Genomic DNA, 16,525 nt, shown 5'->3' with positions numbered 1-16,525 from the left:
CCTCCATCGAAACCCCATCATCGCCCCGCAGACTGCACGCTTCAGAACCTATCAGCCGCCCGCGCGGCATTGTGCACAGCAATGAGAACCTTCAGGACTCCGGTCGCGTTGATCGCGGCCCTCGCCCTGGCCATGACGGCCTGCTCCGCCCCCGAAGCCACGCCCGAAGCGGCACCGCGCGTCAGCGTGGTCACTGTCGGCCCGCAGGTCGTGCAGCGCGATGACGAACTGCCCGGCCGCGTGGCCGCCGTACGCACCGCACAGATCCGTGCCCAGGTGGGCGGCATCGTGCAGCGCCGGCTGTTTGAGCAGGGTGCGGAAGTGCGCGCCGGCCAGGCCCTGTTCCAGATCGATCCGGCGGCGTTCCGTGCCGATGTCGACTCGGCACTGGCCGCGCTGCAGCGCAGTGAGGCAGCCCTGGGCCGCAGCCGCGTGCAGTCGCAGCGCCTGCATGCGCTGGCGGCCGCGCAGGCGGTCAGCCAGCAGCACCGCGACGATGCCAGTGCCGAGTACGAACAGGCCCGTGCCGCGGTGAACGAAGCGCGCGCGATCCTGGCGCGTCGCCAGCTCGATCTGCGCTATGCCACGGTCAGCGCGCCGATTGCCGGCCGCATCGACCAGGCGCTGGTGACCGAAGGTGCACTGGTCGGCGTGGCCGATGCCGAGCCGATGGCGGTGGTGCAGCAGATCGACCAGGTCTACGTCGATGTGCGCCAGCCAGCGGCGCAGCTCGAGTCGCTGCAACGCAGTGCCGGTGGCGGCGAGCTGCCGGTGACGATCATCGGTGCGGCCGGCAAGCCGCTGCCCGAACGTGGCCAGATGCTGTTCTCCGGTATCAATGTCGATGCGCGCACCGGTGATGTGATCCTGCGCATCCTGGTCGACAACCCGCAGCGCCAGCTGCTGCCCGGCATGTACGTGCGCGCGAAGGTGCCGCGGGGTGCGCCGGCCAGCGCACTGACCGTGCCACAGCAGGCCGTGCTGCGCAGTGCCGGTGGCCAGGCCTATGCCTGGGTGATCGGTGGCGATGGCAAGGCGGTGATCCGCACGCTGGAAGTGGACGGTAGTGTCGATCGCCAATGGCTGGTGCGCACCGGCCTGAAGGCGGGCGAAAAGGTGGTGGTCGAAGGCCAGGAACGCCTGCAGGAAGGCGTGGTGGTCGATGCGCGCGATTGGCAGATGCCGGTCGCCAGCGCCGGCGCGGTGCAGGCCGGCAGCAAGGGCTGAGCCTCTACCGGGCCGGTCCCTCCAGGAAAATCCAACATGGCACGTTTCTTCATCGATCGCCCGGTGTTCGCCTGGGTGCTGGCGATCTTCATCATCCTGGCCGGTGTGCTGGCGATCCCGCGGCTGGCGGTGGAGCGCTATCCGGCGGTTGCCCCGCCCAGCGTCAGCATCTACGCCAGTTACCCGGGTGCGAGCCCGCAGACGCTGAATGACGCGGTGGTCGGCCTGATCGAGCGCGAGCTGTCCAGCGTCAAGCACCTGCTGTACTTCGAGTCTTCGGTGGACACGTCCGGCGAAGCCTCGATCACCGCCACCTTCAAGCCGGGCACCAACCCGGAGCTGGCGCAGGTGGACGTGCAGAACCGGATCAAGGCGATCGAGCCGCGCCTGCCGCGCAGCGTGCGCCAGAACGGCCTGTTCGTGGAGGCCGCCGATTCCGGCTTCCTGATGCTGGTCGGCCTGCGTTCGCCGGATGCCAGCGTCAGCGAGGCCGCACTGGGCGACTTCATGGCGCGCAACATCATCGAGGAGCTGCGCCGCATCGATGGCGTCGGCCGCGTGCAGCTGTTCGGTGCCGAGCAGGCGATGCGCGTGTGGCTGGACCCGACCCGGTTGACCGGCTATGGGCTGACCATGGGTGACGTGGCCGCTGCCATCGAGCAGCAGAACCTGGAGATCTCGCCGGGGCGCATCGGCGATTCTCCGGGTGTTCCGGGCCAGCGCATCACCGTGCCGCTGAGTGCCGATGGCCAGCTGTCCACGCCGGAGCAGTTCGCTGCCATCGTGCTGCGCGCCGGGGCCGACGGCTCGCGGGTGGTGCTGGGCGATGTCGCCCGCGTTGAACTGGGCGCGCAGAGCTATGCTTGGGGCACCCGCGAGGATGGCCATCCGGCCACCGCCGCCGGCGTGCAGCTGCGTCCTGGCGCGAACGCGGTGCGTACCGCGTCGGCGGTGCGTGAGCGCATGGCCGAACTGGCGCCGCTGCTGCCGCGCGGCGTGGAGGCGAGCATTCCGTTCGACACCGCACCGTTCGTCAAGATCTCGATCCAGAAGGTGGTGCAGACGCTGCTGGAGGCGATGCTGCTGGTGTTCGCAGTGATGTACCTGTTTCTGCAGAACTGGCGCTACACGCTGATTCCGGCACTGGTCGCACCGATCGCGTTGCTGGGCACCTTCGCGGTGATGCTGGCGCTGGGCTTCTCGATCAATGTGCTGACCATGTTCGGCATGGTGCTGGCAATCGGCATCATCGTCGACGACGCCATCGTGGTGGTCGAGGGCGTGGAACGGATCATGGCCGAGGAAGACCTGCCGCCGCGCGAGGCCACCATCAAGGCGATGCGCGAACTGACCGGTGCGGTGATCGGCATCACCCTGGTGCTGACTGCGGTGTTCATTCCGATGGCGCTGGCCAGCGGCTCGGTGGGCGCGATCTACCGCCAGTTCACCGTGGCGATGGCGGTGTCGATCCTGTTCTCGGCGCTGCTGGCATTGAGCCTGACGCCGGCGCTGTGCGCGACCCTGCTGCGCCCGAACACCCATGGCCACCATGGTCGGGGCGGTCTGTTCGGCGCCTTCAATCGTGGCTTCGAGAAGATGACCGGGCGCTACCAGCGTGGCGTGGCGTCGGTGCTGCAGCGGAGCGGGCGGGTGATGGGCGTGTTCGCCGCGCTGGTGGCGGCGCTGCTGCTGGGCCTGCACTGGCTGCCGGGCGCCTTCCTGCCGGAAGAGGACCAGGGCTACTTCATGACCTCGATCCAGCTGCCGGCCGAAGCCACCGCCGAACGCACGCTGGCCGTGGTCGAAGCCTACGAACGGCACGTGGCGTCACGCCCGGGCATCGGCTCCAACCAGTCGATCCTCGGCTACAGCTTCTCCGGTTCCGGCCCGAGCGCGGCGCTGACCTACACGATGCTGAAGGACTGGGGCGAGCGTGCAGGGGCCACCGCGGCCGGCGAAGTGGAGGCCGCGCAGAAGGCGATGGCGACGATTGCCGAGGGCGAGGTGATGAGCGTGATGCCGCCGGCGATCGACAGCCTGGGCCGTTCGTCCGGCTTCTCGCTGGCGCTGCAGGCGCGCACCGGGCAGAGCCAGGCCGAACTGCGTGCGGCCCTGCAGCAGCTGCTGAAGCTGGCCGAGGCCAGTCCGCTGCTGTCGGAGGTGCATGCCGATGGCCTGCCGGCAGGTACCAGCGTGCGGCTGGACATCGATCGCGCCAAGGCCGAGGCGATGGGCGTGGGGTTCGAGCAGATCAGCAGCACGCTGTCGGCGGCGATGGGCTCGCAGTACGTCAACGACTTCCCCAACAAGGGGCGGCTGCAGCAGGTGATCCTGCAGGCCGATGCACCCCACCGGATGGAGCTGGAGGACGTGCTGAAGCTGTACGTGCGCAACAGCGAAGGCGGCATGGTGGCGTTGTCGGAGCTGGTGACGCCGCACTGGACCGAGGCGCCGCTGCAGCTGCAGCGCTATCTCGGCTTCCCGGCGCTGAACCTGTCCGGCGCACCGGCCTCCGGCGTGTCGACCGGCCAGGCCATGGCGGAGATGGAGCGGTTGGCGGAGAAGCTGCCGTCCGGTTTTGCCCTGCAGTGGACCAGCCAGTCGCTGCAGGAGCGGGAGTCCGGTGCGCAGGCGCCGTGGTTGCTGCTGTTGTCGATGCTGGTGGTGTTCCTGGTGCTGGCGGCACTGTACGAGAGCTGGTCGATCCCGCTGGCGGTGATGCTGGTGGTGCCGCTGGGCCTGCTCGGTGCGGTTGCTGCGGTGCTGTTGCGGGGCATGCCCAACGACGTGTTCTTCAAGGTCGGCATGATCACCGTGATCGGGCTGTCGGCGAAGAACGCGATCCTCATCGTCGAGTTCGCGCGCCAGCTGCAGCAGCAGGGTCGCGGCCTGGTTGAAGCGGCGTTGGAGGCGGCGCGGCTGCGCCTGCGGCCGATCGTGATGACCTCGTTGGCATTCGCGCTGGGCGTGGTGCCACTGATGCTGGCGCAGGGCGCGTCGAAGGAAACCCAGCAGGCGATTGGAACCGGTGTGTTCGGCGGCATGGTCAGTGCGACGGTGCTGGCGGTGTTCTTCGTGCCGGTCTTCTATGTAGTGGTGCAGGGCACGCGGCAGTGGATCGCGCAACGCCTGCGCAGGCGCCGGCCGATGCCGGAAGGATCCGTGGATGGAACGGGACATCGTTGAAGACCTGCATGAGCGGCAGTTGGCAGCGCTGGAACAGCGCCTGCGGCAGGCATTGCTGGATGACGACCACGATGCGCTGACTGCGCTGGTATCGCCGGCATTGTTCATGATGGACGGGCAGGGCGGGCGCTTGCTCGACCTGCCTTGGCTGGGCGACTGGCTGGCCGGAAACCTGCAGGTGCGCAGCCTGCAGTCGTACGCGGTGGAAACGCTGCTGTGCGGACGCCTGGCATTGTTGTCCAGCGACGTGCGCTTGTCGGTGCGCGGGCAGGGCCGGGAGCGCGAGCTGAAACTGCGCCTGCTGCGGGTGTGGACCTGCAGTTCCGGCGAAAGCGGCGCGCAGCTGTTGTCGATGGCGGTACTGGCCGCATGAGTGCGGTCAGGCCGCTTTCAGGCCCCGCTCACCGACAGGTGGTAGGGTCGAGCCTCTCTGTAGTGTCGACAAGGAGTCGAGCCATGCGTGTAGTTCCCAGTCTGTTGGCAGCCTCCCTCGGGTTGGTGCTGGCCGCGTGCCAGCCGGCCCAGCCGCCCGCCGCAGGCGGCAATGACGCCCCGCCTGCCGCGCCGCAGCCGAGCGCCAGCACCGAAGGTGGCAGCGAGACCACGTACCAGTGTGGTGATCTGAGCGTGCGCGCGACCTTCAATGGCGAGGATGCGGCCACGGTGGTGATCGGCGAACGCACCTTCGCCATGAGCTCCGAGCGTGCGGCGTCGGGTGCCAAGTACGGCGATGGCAAGGGCAACAGCTTCTGGACCAAGGGCAGCGATGACGGCCTGTTGAGCCTGAAGGGCGAAGCCGATCGCGAGTGCCATGCGGTCGAAGCCACTGAAGGCGATGGCAGCGCCGGCAATGCCGCGTTCCGTGCCACCGGCAATGAGCCGGGCTGGCTGGCGGTTGTCGACGGCGACACGCCGGGCCTGCAGGTGGAAGTGGATTACGGTGAGCGTCGTTTCGATGTCGCCCAGCCCACCGCAGGTGCTGACGGCTGGAGTGGCAAGGCGTCCGATGGCACCGACGTCAAGCTCAGCTTCCAGCGCATGACCTGCCAGGACGACATGAGTGGCGAGGCGTTCGATGCCAAGGTGAACCTGACCATCGGCACCCGCCAGTACCACGGCTGCGGCAATTTCGGCGCGAAGCAGCCGTAAGCTACCTGTAGAGCCGAGCCACGCTCGGCTGCAGTCCCTGTCCAACGCACAGCAGCCGAGCGTGGGCTCGGTGCTACACGACTGCTACATCCGATGGCCTGCCTGCGGCGAATGCGCCGCAGGCAGGGACAGGCAGCCGATCAGCGCGAGGCGATTAGTCGGCACGGCCCGCGAATTCGCCGGTGGCGGTGTTCACCAGCACGCGTTCGCCGTTGACGATGTACTCCGGCACCATGATCTCGATGCCGGTGTTGAGCTTGGCCGGCTTCGGGCGCTTGGTGGCGGTGCCACCCTTCAGTTCCGGCGGCGTCTCGATCACTTCCAGCACCACCGAGGCCGGCAGCTGGATCGCCACCGGCTGCTCGTCGATCACCTGCACGTAGATGCCGGTCAGGCCATCGGTGATGTAGCCAGCGTCGTCGCCGATCACGTCCGCGTCCAGGGTGTAGGGGGTGTAGTCCTCGTCATCGAGGAACACGAACGCGTCGCCGTCCTTGTACGAATAGGTGGACTGGCGGCGCAGCAGTTCGACCTCGACCAGGTTGTCGTCGGCATCGAAGCTGGCATCGAGCTTGTTGCCGCCCGGCACGCTGTACATGATGAAGCGGAAGCGGACGTTGCCGCCGCGACCCTGCGGCGAGCTGCGCTCGATGTCGCGGATCTGGTACACGCCGTTGTTGTACTCGACGACGTTGCCCTTCTTGATGTCGTTGGCTTTCATGGTGATCTAGGTCGTTGGGGGAGGGCGCCGTCCCGGCGCCCGGGGGGAATCACTTCGGAGCGAGGCGGGTAGCGCCGTCCAGGCGGATGGTCTCGCCGTTGAGGTAGGTGTTGCCGAGGATGAAGCCGACCAGGCTGGCGAAGTCTTCCGGCTTGCCCAGGCGCGACGGGAACGGAATCGAGGCGGCCAGCGACTGCTGCACGGCTTCGGGCATGCCGTCGACCATCGGCGTCCAGAACACGCCCGGAGCAATCGTATTGACGCGGATGCCGAAGCGCGACAGTTCGCGTGCCATCGGCAGCGTCATCGAGACCACGCCACCCTTGCTGGCGGCATACGCGGCCTGGCCGATCTGGCCTTCATAGGCGGCGATGCTGGCGGTGTTGATGATCACGCCGCGCTCGCCGTCAGTGCCCGCTTCGTTGTGCTGCATGCGGTTGGCCGCGGCCTTGGCCACGTTGAAGCTGCCGACCAGGTTCACCATCACCGTGCCCTGGAAGCCGGCCAGCGGCATCGGGCCTTCCTTGCCCAGCACGCGGCCGGCGCCCAGGATGCCGGCGCAGTTCATCGCCACGTTCAGGCCGCCGAGGAAATCGTGGGCCTGGTCGATGGCCGCGGTCACCGCCGCCTCATCGCTGACGTTGACGTTGAAATAGCGGGCCTTGTCGGCACCCAGCCCGGCAATGGCGGCAGCGCCCTTGTCGTCGTTGAGGTCGAACAGGGCCACCTTGCCGCCCTGGGCGACGAGGTGCTGGGCCACGGCCAGGCCGAGGCCGGAGACGCCGCCAGTGATCACGGCACGTACGGAAGACAGCTGCATTGAACGGTCCTGCAGGTTCGAGAACCGCCGATTCTAACGGAAGCCGCGACCGCCGCTGTTGTGCACTGCGCCGCCTTTGCGGGGCGGCGCAGCGCGGCGGTCAACCGGCGGCGGCCAGCGCCTGCCCGGTGCGGCTGGCGGTGGCGCGGCCGAGCAGGCCGGCCAGCCAGCGGCCGGTCTCGGCCAGTGCCGGCAGGTCCACGCCGCTGTCCAGGCCGAGGCCCTGCAGCAGGTAGACCACGTCTTCGCTGGCGACGTTGCCGCTGGCGCCCTTGGCATACGGGCAGCCACCGGCACCCGACACCGCACTGTCGACCACGCGCACGCCTGCTTCCAGGCAGGTGGCGATGTTGGCGATGGCCTGGCCGTAGGTGTCGTGGAAGTGCACGGCCAGTGCTTCCATCGGAATCTCGGCAGCGACCGCCTGCAGCATCGCCCGTGCCTTGCGTGGGGTGCCGACGCCGATGGTGTCGCCCAGCGAGATTTCGTAACAGCCCATCTGGTGCAGGGCGCGTGCAACGCGCACCACATCAGCCAGCGGCACTTCGCCCTGGTAGGGGCAGCCGAGCACGGTGGAGACGTAGCCGCGCACGCGCACGCCATCGGCGGCGGCACGGCGCAGGATCGGCTCGAAGCGCGCCAGCGATTCATCGATGCCGGCATTGGTATTGGTGCGGTTGAACGCCTCGGACGCGGCGGTGAACACCGCCACTTCCTCCGCGCCCACCGCACGGGCGTGGTCGTAGCCTTGTTCGTTCGGCACCAGTACCGGGTAGTGGATGCCGGGCCGGCGCTGGATGCCGGCGTAGACCTCGGCGGCATCGGCCAGCTGCGGGATCCACTTCGGGCTGACGAAGCTGGTCGCCTCGATGCTGCGCAGCCCGGTGGCCGACAGACGGTTGATCAGTTCGATCTTGTCGCCGGTGGAGACCGACTGCTTCTCGTTCTGCAGGCCGTCACGCGGCCCGACCTCGACGATGCGGACGTAGTCGCTCATGCGGTTGCCCCATTGGCAGGGCGGTGGCAGACCGCCTCGATGTTGTTGCCATCCGGGTCCAGCACGAAGGCGCCGTAGTAGTCCGGGTGATACCACGAGCGCAGGCCCGGGGCGCCGTTGTCGCGGCCACCGGCGGCGAGGGCGGCGGCATGGAAGGCGTCCACCTGGTCGCGGCTGGCGCAGGCGAAGGCCACATGCACGCCATGGCTGGCGGTGCCGCCATTGCCAAGCCAGAAGAACGGCTTGCCGTCGCTGCCGAAGCCGATGTGGTCATGCGCGCCGGTCTGTTCGGCGGTCACTTCCATCACCACGCCGATCTGCAGTGGCGCCAGTGCCTGCAGGAAGAAGGCCTTGCTGCGCGCCAGGTCGGCGCTGGTCAAACCAAGATGATCGAGCATGTTCAGGCTTCCGTGACCCAATGGGGGGCGCGCTTGTCGAGGAAGGCGCCCAGGCCTTCCTGGCCCTCGGCCGACACCCGCAGGCGCGCGATCAGGGCGGCATTATCGCGATCCAGGGTGTCGCGGTCATGGCTGTCGCGGACCTGGCGGACCAGTTGCTTGGCGGTGGACGAGGCGATCGGGCCGGCCTTGTCGAGCAGGGCCAGCTGGCGTTGCACGGCCTCGTCCAGGCGTTCGGGCTCGACCAGCTGGTGGACCAGGCCGATGCGCAGCGCGGTGTCGGCGTCGAAATGCTCGCCGGTGGCGAACCAGCGACGGGCCTGGCGCGGGCCGATGGCTTCGATCACATAGGGCGAGATCACCGCCGGCAGCAGGCCGAGGCGGCTTTCGGTCAAGCCGAAGCGGGCCGAGGTGCTGGCGATGGCGATGTCGCAGCAGGCGACCAGGCCGACGCCGCCGCCGAAGGCCGCGCCATGGACCCGGGCCAGGGTCGGCTTGGGCAGCTCGTCCAGGGTGCGCATCAGCCGGGCCAGGGCCAGCGAGTCCTCGCGGTTATCGGCTTCGCTGGCCGCCGCCATGCCGCGCATCCACTGCATGTCGGCACCGGCCGAGAAGGAGGCGCCGTGGCCGGCCAGCACCACCGCGCGCACCGAAGCATCGTGGCCGGCGGCCTCCAGTGCGGCGGTCAGCCGGGCGATCAGCCCGGCGTCAAAGGCGTTGTGCAGCTCCGGCCGGTTCAGCCAGAGGGTGAGGACGGCGCCGCTGCGCTCGATCTGCAAAGCATCGTTCATGGGATTCCAGGGTCACTCCATACCTGTATGGATCATAGCGGGCCATTGGTCATGGGCCATGACGCGACGCGGGAATGTTAGAATCGAGAACCATTTACATCCAGCAGAGAACACGCTAGATGACGCTGTCCGAACTGCCGCTGCACACCTCGGCCGTGGTCGAGTCCGTGCAGGACCTGCATGCCAACGATGCCATCGCCCGTCGCCTGCGCGAGCTGGGTTTCGTGAAGGGCGAGGAAGTGCGCCTGGTGGCCAAGGGTCCGGTGGGGGGAGAGCCGCTGCTGGTGCAGGTCGGGTTCACCCGTTTCGCGCTGCGGATCAGTGAAGCCAAGCGGGTCGTGGTCGACGCCGCCAGCCAGGAACGACGCGCATGACTGCTACTGCCACTACCGCCCCCCTGCGCGTTGCGCTGGTTGGTAACCCCAACAGCGGCAAGACCGCACTGTTCAACCAGCTGACCGGCAGCCGGCAGAAGGTTGCCAACTACACCGGCGTCACCGTCGAGCGCAAGGAAGGCCGTCTGCGTGCGCCGTCCGGCCGCGAGTTCGCGGTACTCGACCTTCCGGGCGCCTACAGCCTGCATCCGGCCAGCCTGGACGAGGCGATCACCCGTGACCTGTGCCGGGGCTTCTACCCGGGCGAAGCTGCGCCGGATGTGCTGCTGTGCGTGATCGACGCCACCAACCTGCGCCTGCACCTGCGCTTCGCGCTGGAACTGCGCGAGCTGGGCAAGCCGATGGTGGTGGCGCTGAACATGGTTGATGCGGCCCAGCGCCGTGGCATCCAGGTGGACGTGGCCGCGCTGGAGCGCGAGCTGGGCGTGCCGGTAGTGGAGACCGTGGCGGTGCGCAAGCAGGGCGCCAAGGCTCTGGTCGAACGCCTGGATGCGATGGTCCCGCACCTGGATGCACCGGTGCCGGGCCCGGAAGGTGGGCTCGATTACCACGCCAAGGTGCGCGAGATCCTGTCGGTGGCCGTGCGCATGCCGGCGCGGACCGCGAAGATCGACGACGCGCTGGACCGCTGGCTGCTGCACCCGGTGTTCGGGCTGATCAGCCTGGCGGTGGTGATGTTCCTGATCTTCCAGGCGGTGTACGCCTGGGCGACGCCGCTGATGGACGCCATCGAGGCCGGTTTCGCCTGGCTCGGCGCCTTCGTCGGCAGCGTGCTGCCGGAAGGCCCGCTGGCCAGCCTGCTGACCGACGGCATCATCGCCGGTGTCGGTGGCGTGGTGGTGTTCCTGCCGCAGATCCTGATCCTGTTCTTCTTCATCCTGGTGCTGGAGGAATCCGGCTACCTGCCGCGTGCGGCGTTCCTGCTCGACCGCATGATGGCCGCCGCCGGGCTGTCCGGCCGCTCGTTCATCCCGCTGCTGTCCAGCTTCGCCTGCGCGGTGCCGGGCATCATGTCCACGCGCAGCATCCAGGACCCGCGTGACCGCCTGGCCACGATCCTGGTGGCGCCGCTGATGACCTGTTCCGCACGCCTGCCGGTGTACGCGCTGCTGATCGGTGCGTTCATTCCGCAGAAGACGGTATGGGGCGTGTTCAACCAGCAGGGCCTGGTGCTGTTCGGCCTGTACGCGGCCGGCATCCTCAGCGCGCTGGCGATGTCGTGGATCATGAAGAAGTGGCGCCGCGACAAGAGCGAGCATCCGCTGATGCTGGAACTGCCGTCGTACCGCCTGCCGCACGTGCGTGACCTGGCGGTCGGCCTGTACGAGCGCGGCATGATCTTCCTCAAGCGCGTTGGCGGCATCATCCTGGCGCTGACCATCCTGCTGTGGGTGCTGTTGTCGTTCCCGGCAGCACCGGCGGGGGCCACCATGCCCGCGATCGATTACAGCTACGCCGGCCAGATCGGCCATGCAATGGCTGTGTTCTTCGCGCCGCTGGGCTTCAACTGGCAGATCTGCATCGCGCTGATCCCGGGCCTGGCCGCGCGTGAGGTGGCGGTGTCTTCGCTGGCCACCGTGTATGCGCTGTCGGCAGCCGATGACGATGCCGCCAGCCAGGCACTGACCCCGCTGATCAGCGATGGCTGGTCGCTGGCCACCGCACTGTCGCTGCTGGTCTGGTACATCTACGCCCCGATGTGCATCTCGACGCTGGCCACCATCAAGCGCGAGACCAACTCATGGAAACAGATGGGCTTCGCTGCGTTCTACCTGTTCGCGGCGGCCTACGTGGCCGCGCTGATCACCTACCAGGTGACCAGGGCGCTGGGAGGCGGCTGATGGATGCCGGGCTGCTGATCCAGTACCTGATCATCGCGGTGGCCGTGCTGGTCAGTGCCTGGGTGGTGCTGAAGAAGCAGTTCCCCGGTACCGTGCGCAAGCTGCGCGGGGCGTTGGCGCTGGCCCTGCTGAAGCCCGGTCGCGCCGCCTGGCTGCAGGCGCTGGGGCGGAAGGTCGCGCCACCGGCGAGCGGAAGTGGCGGTGCCTGTGGCGGTTGCGACAGTTGCGGGCCGACTCCGCCGAAGCGGCACTGACGCTGCTTCTCCTGCGCTGGTGGGTGCGAACCTTGGTTCGCACGCTTCCGGGGTTCAGACCTCTCTGCGGATGATCGCCCGGAAGCGTCCATCCCGATTCAATCGCCGCACCGATTCCCGGTTCCCATGGGTTGCCGCGAAGCCGGCCACGTCGGCAAGGGCATCGAGCAGCAGGCCTTTCAGTCCGTCGCGGTTACCAGCCTGCAGCAGGTCTTCAAGATCCTGCTGGATGAAGGCCCGGCGCAGGCCTGGTGTCTCTTCAATCCGCCAGTCGACGTGGGGCGTGGGAATGCTGGAGCGGTACCTGAAAGCCGTTTCAAGATCGTCAGGTGCGAGGGGATGCTTGAGCAGCTCTGGAAAGTAGAGTCCAGCATTCACATAGAAACCCCGGCTTTCGCTGGCACGCTGGTGATTCACGACAAGGAGGGCGTCATCCAGCAAGCGGTAGCGGGTAGTCGTGGTCCCGGCAAAGCCGGTCTTCCTGGCGCACTTGCTGAAGACAGTCGAGGATTTCATGGGCTTTGCCCGGGCCGGAACAGGGGGCCACAGCCTTGAGGTGCGGTGCCTGGCGGTCAATTGGCAAACGCGACACGCGGAACACTGGCCAGCATTTCATCCACGCATGGCGTGGATCTACCAGGCGCGTGAGCCCAGGTCCGCCGCCAGCGCCAGCCACTTGCTGCGTTGTGCCGGTGTACTGCTGCGTACGGCGCCAAGGCGGCTGACACGCACCGGGTGGATGCCGCAGAACTGCAGGATGGTGGCGCGGATCTGGGCGACGCCCGGGTCGCGGTAGATCCAGCGGTAGTACCAGGGCGGCGTATCCAGCGTGGTGATCACCCGCGCGCTGCGCCCGGCCAGCAGCCGGTCCCACCACACCGAATCGCGCCGGTAGCGGAAGGCGTACCCCGGCAGCAGCACGCGATCGAAGAAGCCCTTCAGCAGTGCCGGCATCGCGCCCCACCAGGTGGGGTAGACCAGCACCAGGTGATCGCAGGCCTCGATCGCTTCCGCGGCGTCCTGCAGGTCGGCTTCCAGCGGCTGGATCTGACGGTAGCCGTGGCGCAGTACCGGGTCGAACTGGAGGTCACCCAGCGCGATCAGGCGCACCCGGTGGCCAGCATTCTCGGCGGCGGTGGCATAGCGCTGGGCGAGGGCGCCGCACAGGCTGTCACGGTCAGGATGGCCCAGCAGGATCAGGATGGAACGGGACACGGCAACCTCGCGCAATGGAAAGTGCGCGAGGTTGGGGTCTGCCCCAGGGGCAGAGTCAAACCGGGGTGGTGCAGCCGCTGGGTTCCAGGATGCAGTCGCCGCTGCCGGAGTGCAGCCACTGCTGCAGTTCGTCGCTGACCAGCTGCAGGTCGCGCTCGACCTGTGCCAGCCGCATCCGCTCGTCGGCAATGCGGCCGCGCTGCTCCTCCAGCAAGGCCAGTACCGCTGGCCAGTCGAGCCGTCCATCGCGGCCCTGCAGGCGTGAGATCGCGGCCAGGGTGATGCCCAGCCCCAGTGCCTGGCGGATCAGCTGCACCCAGGCCACGTCCTGTTCGCTGTAGTCGCGATAGCGGTTCAGGCGTGGCACCGGCGGCAGCAGTCCGCGCGCCTCGTACAGGCGGATGGCCTTGGCACTGGCGCCGGTCAGGCGGCTGACTTCGGAGATGCGCATCGACTCAGTCCCGCACCAGCCCGCCATCGACCACCAGGTTCTGACCGGTCACCGCGCGCGACCAGGGGCTGGCGAAGAACAGCGCGGCATCGGCGAACTCGGCCGGCGTGGTGACGCTGCGCAGTGGCGTGTTGGCGGCGATGTAGTCGAACACTGCTTCCGGGGTGGCGGCGCTGGCATCGGTGGTGCGCAGCAGGCCGCCCGACAACATGTTCACGGTGATGCCATGCGGGCCGAGGTCGCCGGCCAGGGTACGGGTCAGCGACAGCAGTGCGGCCTTGGCGGCGGTGTAGTCGTGATAGGGCACCACCGGATTCTGGAACAGGTTGGTGCCGATGTTGATCACCCGACCGAAGCGACGGGCCTGCATGCCGGGCAGGGCGGCCTGCACGGTGTTCAGCGCGCCGCGCACGCTGCCCTCGAACTGCGCCTGGAACGCCGGCCAGCCGATGTCGGCGGCGCCGTCGCGGGCATCACCATTGAACGAGAACGCTGCCAGTGCGTTGTTGACTACGGTGGTGACGCCCTGGCCGAAGTGGGCGAGGGCGTGCTGCAGCATTGCATCGACCTCGGCGCGCTCAGTGACATCGGCCGGCAGCGCGATCGCCTGTCCGCCCAGCTCGGCAGCCAGAGCACGTGCAGCGCCTTCGCTTCGGTGGTAGTTGATGATGACGCGCGCGCCCTGCGCGGCGAAGGCGCGGGCGATGTGCTGGCCAAGTCCGCGCCCGGCACCGGTGACAAGCACCAGCTGTTCACTGATCTGCATGAGGGAACTGCCATCCATTGCATGAAAGGGCATGCAGCGTAGCAGCGATGGCGCTTGCCGGAGCGGGCGTGCTGCCGCTAGCCTGCAGGCATGAACCAGACTCCCCTGCGATTGCTCATCCACGGTGCCTCCGGGCGCATGGGCCAGGCCCTGCTGCGGCTGGCCGCCGAACATCCCGAAACCCTGCAGATCGCCGCTGCGGTGACGGGTCGTGCGCCGGCCCAGCGCGTGGTCGATGGCGTACCGTTCTTCGCGGCCAGCGAGCTGCCCGGTGCGCCGGCATTCGACGTGGCGATCGACTTCAGCCTGCCGGAGGGTTTCGACCCGATGCTGGCACTGTGCGTGGAACGTGGTGCGGGGCTGGTCTCGGGCACTACCGGCATCTCCAGCACGCAGCGCCAGGCGCTGGAGGCGGCGGCGGCGAGGATCCCGCTGGTCTGGGCCTCGAACTTCAGCCTGGGCGTGGCGGTGCTGGACGAGCTGGTCGAGCGCGCGGCGCAGGCGCTGGCCGGCTGGGACTGTGACATCGTCGAATCGCACCACACCCAGAAGAAGGACGCGCCGTCGGGCACTGCACTGACCCTGGGCGCGGCCGCGCAGCGGGGCGGGGCAGAGCCGCACTACGCCAGCCTGCGTGCCGGTGACATCGTGGGCGAGCACCTGGTGCAGTTCACCGGTCTGGGCGAGCGCATCGAGCTGGTGCATCGGGCCACCAACCGCGACATTTTCGCCCGCGGCGCCCTGTTCGCCGCCCGCCAGCTGCAGGGCCGCGCCCCGGGCAGCTACCGGGTACGGGACCTGCTGCAGTAAGGCGGGCTGATTCCTGGGGTCGGATCCCTTTCCTGCGGAAAGGGCTCTGACCCCATCCGAGGGCGCCTGGGGTCAGAGCCTTTCCGATTCGGGAAAGGATCCGACCCCACCTCCGGCCCGCATACGCCGCCGGATTGAAATGAATGCGCAATCGCCCGTTCATGAAGCGCGATAACCGCTGGCGCGAGCGCCCCGGCAGCGCTACAATTCGCACTCGCCGAATCACGAAAGCCGGACCGGTCCCAGACCGCACGTCCGCGCTTTTTTGCAACCGGATTTCCGTGAAGCGCAGGCGTGACTTCGGCAGCCCCCTCGGTAGCCAAAGTGAGATTCCCGTGACCCAAGCCGCAATCCTCGTCCTCGAAGACGGCACCGTATTCGAGGGCGAATCCGTAGGCGCGCCCGGCCTGTCCGTCGGTGAGGTGGTGTTCAACACCGCCATGACCGGCTACCAGGAAGTGCTGACCGACCCGTCCTACGCCCGGCAGATGGTCACGCTGACCTATCCGCATATCGGCAACACCGGCATGACCGACCAGGACAATGAAGCGTCCAAGGTGTGGTCGGCCGGCCTGATCGTGCGCGATGTTCCGCGTCGCCCCAGCAACTGGCGCAGCCAGGTGTCGCTGCAGGACTGGCTGATCCAGCGTGGCGTGGTTGCCATCGCCGGCATCGACACCCGCAAGCTGACCCGCATCCTGCGCGAGAAGGGCGCGCAGAACGGTGCGCTGATGGCCGGCGACATCGACGTGGAAAAGGCACTGGAAGCCGCCCGCAAGTTCCCGGGGCTGAAGGGCATGGATCTGGCCAAGGTCGTCACTACCGAGAAGACCTACACCTGGACCGAGGGCCAGCTGGACCTGGATGCCAATGCCTTCGTCAGCGTGCCGGCCAAGTACAAGGTCGTGGCCTACGATTTCGGCGTGAAGACCAACATCCTGCGCATGCTGGCCGAGCGCGGCTGCGAAGTGACCGTGGTGCCGGCACAGACCCCGGCCGCCGAAGTGCTGGCGCTGAAGCCGGATGGCGTGTTCCTGTCCAACGGCCCGGGTGACCCGGAACCGTGCGACTACGCCATCGAAGCGATCAAGACCTTCATCGACGTGAAGATCCCGACCTTCGGCATCTGCCTTGGCCACCAGCTGCTGGGCCTGGCCTCGGGCGCGCAGACCATGAAGATGGGCCACGGCCACCACGGTGCCAACCACCCGGTGCAGGACCTGGACAGCGGCCGGGTGATGATCACCTCGCAGAACCACGGCTTCGCGATCGATGAAGCGACCCTGCCGCCGACCCTGCGCGTGACCCACCGCTCGCTGTTCGATGGCACCAACCAGGGCGTGGCCCGCACCGACGTGCCGGCGTTCTCGTTCCAGGGCCATCCGGAAGCGTCGCCGGGCCCGACCGATGTCGGCCCGCTGTTCGACCGCTTCGTGGTGCTGATGGAGCAGGCCAAGGCGTGATCAGTACGCCGCCGGCCCCCCGGTGGCGTCGCGATGGACCG

Annotated in this window: 18 protein-coding genes; 9 read left to right on the top strand and 9 right to left on the bottom strand. The window is 68.0% G+C overall.

From position 1 onward, the window contains the following. Positions 1 to 81: 81 nt before the first annotated feature. From H4O10_RS07260 to H4O10_RS07245, 4 genes are all read left to right on the top strand, one after another. The gene (locus tag H4O10_RS07260) at positions 82 to 1,227 is read left to right on the top strand and encodes an efflux RND transporter periplasmic adaptor subunit (RefSeq protein ID WP_024958332.1); all 1,146 of its coding nucleotides are present in this window, start codon (positions 82 to 84) and stop codon (positions 1,225 to 1,227) included. Between the two features lie 36 nt (positions 1,228 to 1,263). Next, positions 1,264 to 4,413: a multidrug efflux RND transporter permease subunit gene (locus H4O10_RS07255; protein ID WP_076738999.1), complete on the top strand. Its 3,150-nt coding sequence runs from the start codon at positions 1,264 to 1,266 to the stop codon at positions 4,411 to 4,413. Next, positions 4,394 to 4,786 (top strand): nuclear transport factor 2 family protein, encoded by a 393-nt coding sequence (locus H4O10_RS07250; RefSeq protein ID WP_005409466.1) that lies wholly within the window; start codon positions 4,394 to 4,396, stop codon positions 4,784 to 4,786. The genes H4O10_RS07255 and H4O10_RS07250 overlap by 20 nt, the downstream gene beginning before the upstream one ends. An 83-nt stretch (positions 4,787 to 4,869) precedes the next feature. After that, the gene (locus tag H4O10_RS07245) at positions 4,870 to 5,562 is read left to right on the top strand and encodes an MliC family protein (RefSeq protein ID WP_076739000.1); all 693 of its coding nucleotides are present in this window, start codon (positions 4,870 to 4,872) and stop codon (positions 5,560 to 5,562) included. A gap of 154 nt (positions 5,563 to 5,716) precedes the next feature. Here the strand turns inward: H4O10_RS07245 and yeiP are convergent, their stop codons facing one another. The 5 genes from yeiP to H4O10_RS07220 all read right to left on the bottom strand — a co-directional run bounded on the left by yeiP (position 5,717) and on the right by H4O10_RS07220 (position 9,289). Then, positions 5,717 to 6,283 carry an elongation factor P-like protein YeiP gene (gene yeiP, locus H4O10_RS07240; protein WP_005409468.1) on the bottom strand — a complete coding sequence of 189 codons (567 nt, stop codon included), beginning with the start codon at positions 6,281 to 6,283 and terminating at the stop codon, positions 5,717 to 5,719. Positions 6,284 to 6,332: 49 nt separating this feature from the next. Then, positions 6,333 to 7,103: an SDR family NAD(P)-dependent oxidoreductase gene (locus tag H4O10_RS07235; RefSeq protein ID WP_005409469.1), complete on the bottom strand. Its 771-nt coding sequence runs from the start codon at positions 7,101 to 7,103 to the stop codon at positions 6,333 to 6,335. 100 nt (positions 7,104 to 7,203) lie between these two features. Then, the gene (locus tag H4O10_RS07230; RefSeq protein ID WP_076739001.1) at positions 7,204 to 8,100 is read right to left on the bottom strand and encodes a hydroxymethylglutaryl-CoA lyase; all 897 of its coding nucleotides are present in this window, start codon (positions 8,098 to 8,100) and stop codon (positions 7,204 to 7,206) included. Then, the gene (locus tag H4O10_RS07225; protein ID WP_043035388.1) at positions 8,097 to 8,498 is read right to left on the bottom strand and encodes a VOC family protein; all 402 of its coding nucleotides are present in this window, start codon (positions 8,496 to 8,498) and stop codon (positions 8,097 to 8,099) included. Before H4O10_RS07225 ends, H4O10_RS07230 begins: the two co-directional genes overlap by 4 nt. Positions 8,499 to 8,500: 2 nt before the next feature. Further along, positions 8,501 to 9,289 carry an enoyl-CoA hydratase/isomerase family protein gene (locus H4O10_RS07220; RefSeq protein ID WP_005409472.1) on the bottom strand — a complete coding sequence of 263 codons (789 nt, stop codon included), beginning with the start codon at positions 9,287 to 9,289 and terminating at the stop codon, positions 8,501 to 8,503. Positions 9,290 to 9,408: 119 nt separating this feature from the next. On the opposite strand from H4O10_RS07220, the gene H4O10_RS07215 reads away from it, so the two are divergent. The 3 genes from H4O10_RS07215 to H4O10_RS07205 are packed head-to-tail and all read left to right on the top strand — an operon-like array spanning position 9,409 to position 11,779. Then, entirely contained in the window at positions 9,409 to 9,663 is a 255-nt protein-coding gene (locus H4O10_RS07215; RefSeq protein WP_005409473.1) for a FeoA family protein, read from the top strand. Then, positions 9,660 to 11,525: a ferrous iron transport protein B gene (feoB, locus tag H4O10_RS07210; RefSeq protein ID WP_049459816.1), complete on the top strand. Its 1,866-nt coding sequence runs from the start codon at positions 9,660 to 9,662 to the stop codon at positions 11,523 to 11,525. Before H4O10_RS07215 ends, feoB begins: the two co-directional genes overlap by 4 nt. Then, complete coding sequence (locus tag H4O10_RS07205; protein WP_005409475.1) at positions 11,525 to 11,779, top strand: DUF6587 family protein; 255 nt, start codon at positions 11,525 to 11,527, stop codon at positions 11,777 to 11,779. The genes feoB and H4O10_RS07205 overlap by 1 nt, the downstream gene beginning before the upstream one ends. A gap of 54 nt (positions 11,780 to 11,833) precedes the next feature. On the opposite strand, the gene H4O10_RS07200 is transcribed toward H4O10_RS07205, so the two are convergent. The 4 genes from H4O10_RS07200 to H4O10_RS07185 form a co-directional block, all read right to left on the bottom strand. Further along, positions 11,834 to 12,295, bottom strand: coding sequence for a DUF4304 domain-containing protein (locus H4O10_RS07200; RefSeq protein ID WP_049459817.1), 462 nt, complete (start codon positions 12,293 to 12,295; stop codon positions 11,834 to 11,836). Positions 12,296 to 12,412: 117 nt separating this feature from the next. Beyond that, positions 12,413 to 12,994 carry an NAD(P)H-dependent oxidoreductase gene (locus H4O10_RS07195; RefSeq protein ID WP_005413208.1) on the bottom strand — a complete coding sequence of 194 codons (582 nt, stop codon included), beginning with the start codon at positions 12,992 to 12,994 and terminating at the stop codon, positions 12,413 to 12,415. Between the two features lie 55 nt (positions 12,995 to 13,049). Continuing rightward, positions 13,050 to 13,445, bottom strand: a complete 396-nt coding sequence (locus H4O10_RS07190) for a MerR family transcriptional regulator (RefSeq protein WP_049459818.1) — start codon at positions 13,443 to 13,445, stop codon at positions 13,050 to 13,052. A gap of 4 nt (positions 13,446 to 13,449) precedes the next feature. Then, positions 13,450 to 14,229 (bottom strand): 3-oxoacyl-ACP reductase, encoded by a 780-nt coding sequence (locus H4O10_RS07185; RefSeq protein WP_005409479.1) that lies wholly within the window; start codon positions 14,227 to 14,229, stop codon positions 13,450 to 13,452. Positions 14,230 to 14,349: 120 nt separating this feature from the next. On the opposite strand from H4O10_RS07185, the gene H4O10_RS07180 reads away from it, so the two are divergent. Continuing rightward, positions 14,350 to 15,021: a dihydrodipicolinate reductase C-terminal domain-containing protein gene (locus H4O10_RS07180; RefSeq protein WP_032966043.1), complete on the top strand. Its 672-nt coding sequence runs from the start codon at positions 14,350 to 14,352 to the stop codon at positions 15,019 to 15,021. Positions 15,022 to 15,356: 335 nt separating this feature from the next. Continuing rightward, positions 15,357 to 16,484: a glutamine-hydrolyzing carbamoyl-phosphate synthase small subunit gene (carA, locus tag H4O10_RS07175; protein WP_005413213.1), complete on the top strand. Its 1,128-nt coding sequence runs from the start codon at positions 15,357 to 15,359 to the stop codon at positions 16,482 to 16,484. Positions 16,485 to 16,525: the final 41 nt, after the last annotated feature.

The organism is Stenotrophomonas sp. I18B00994, from assembly GCF_014145825.1.
GTDB lineage: Bacteria > Pseudomonadota > Gammaproteobacteria > Xanthomonadales > Xanthomonadaceae > Stenotrophomonas > Stenotrophomonas maltophilia.
Note: the sequence above shows the minus strand (reverse complement) of the source record. Positions and strands in the feature narration are given on the sequence as shown.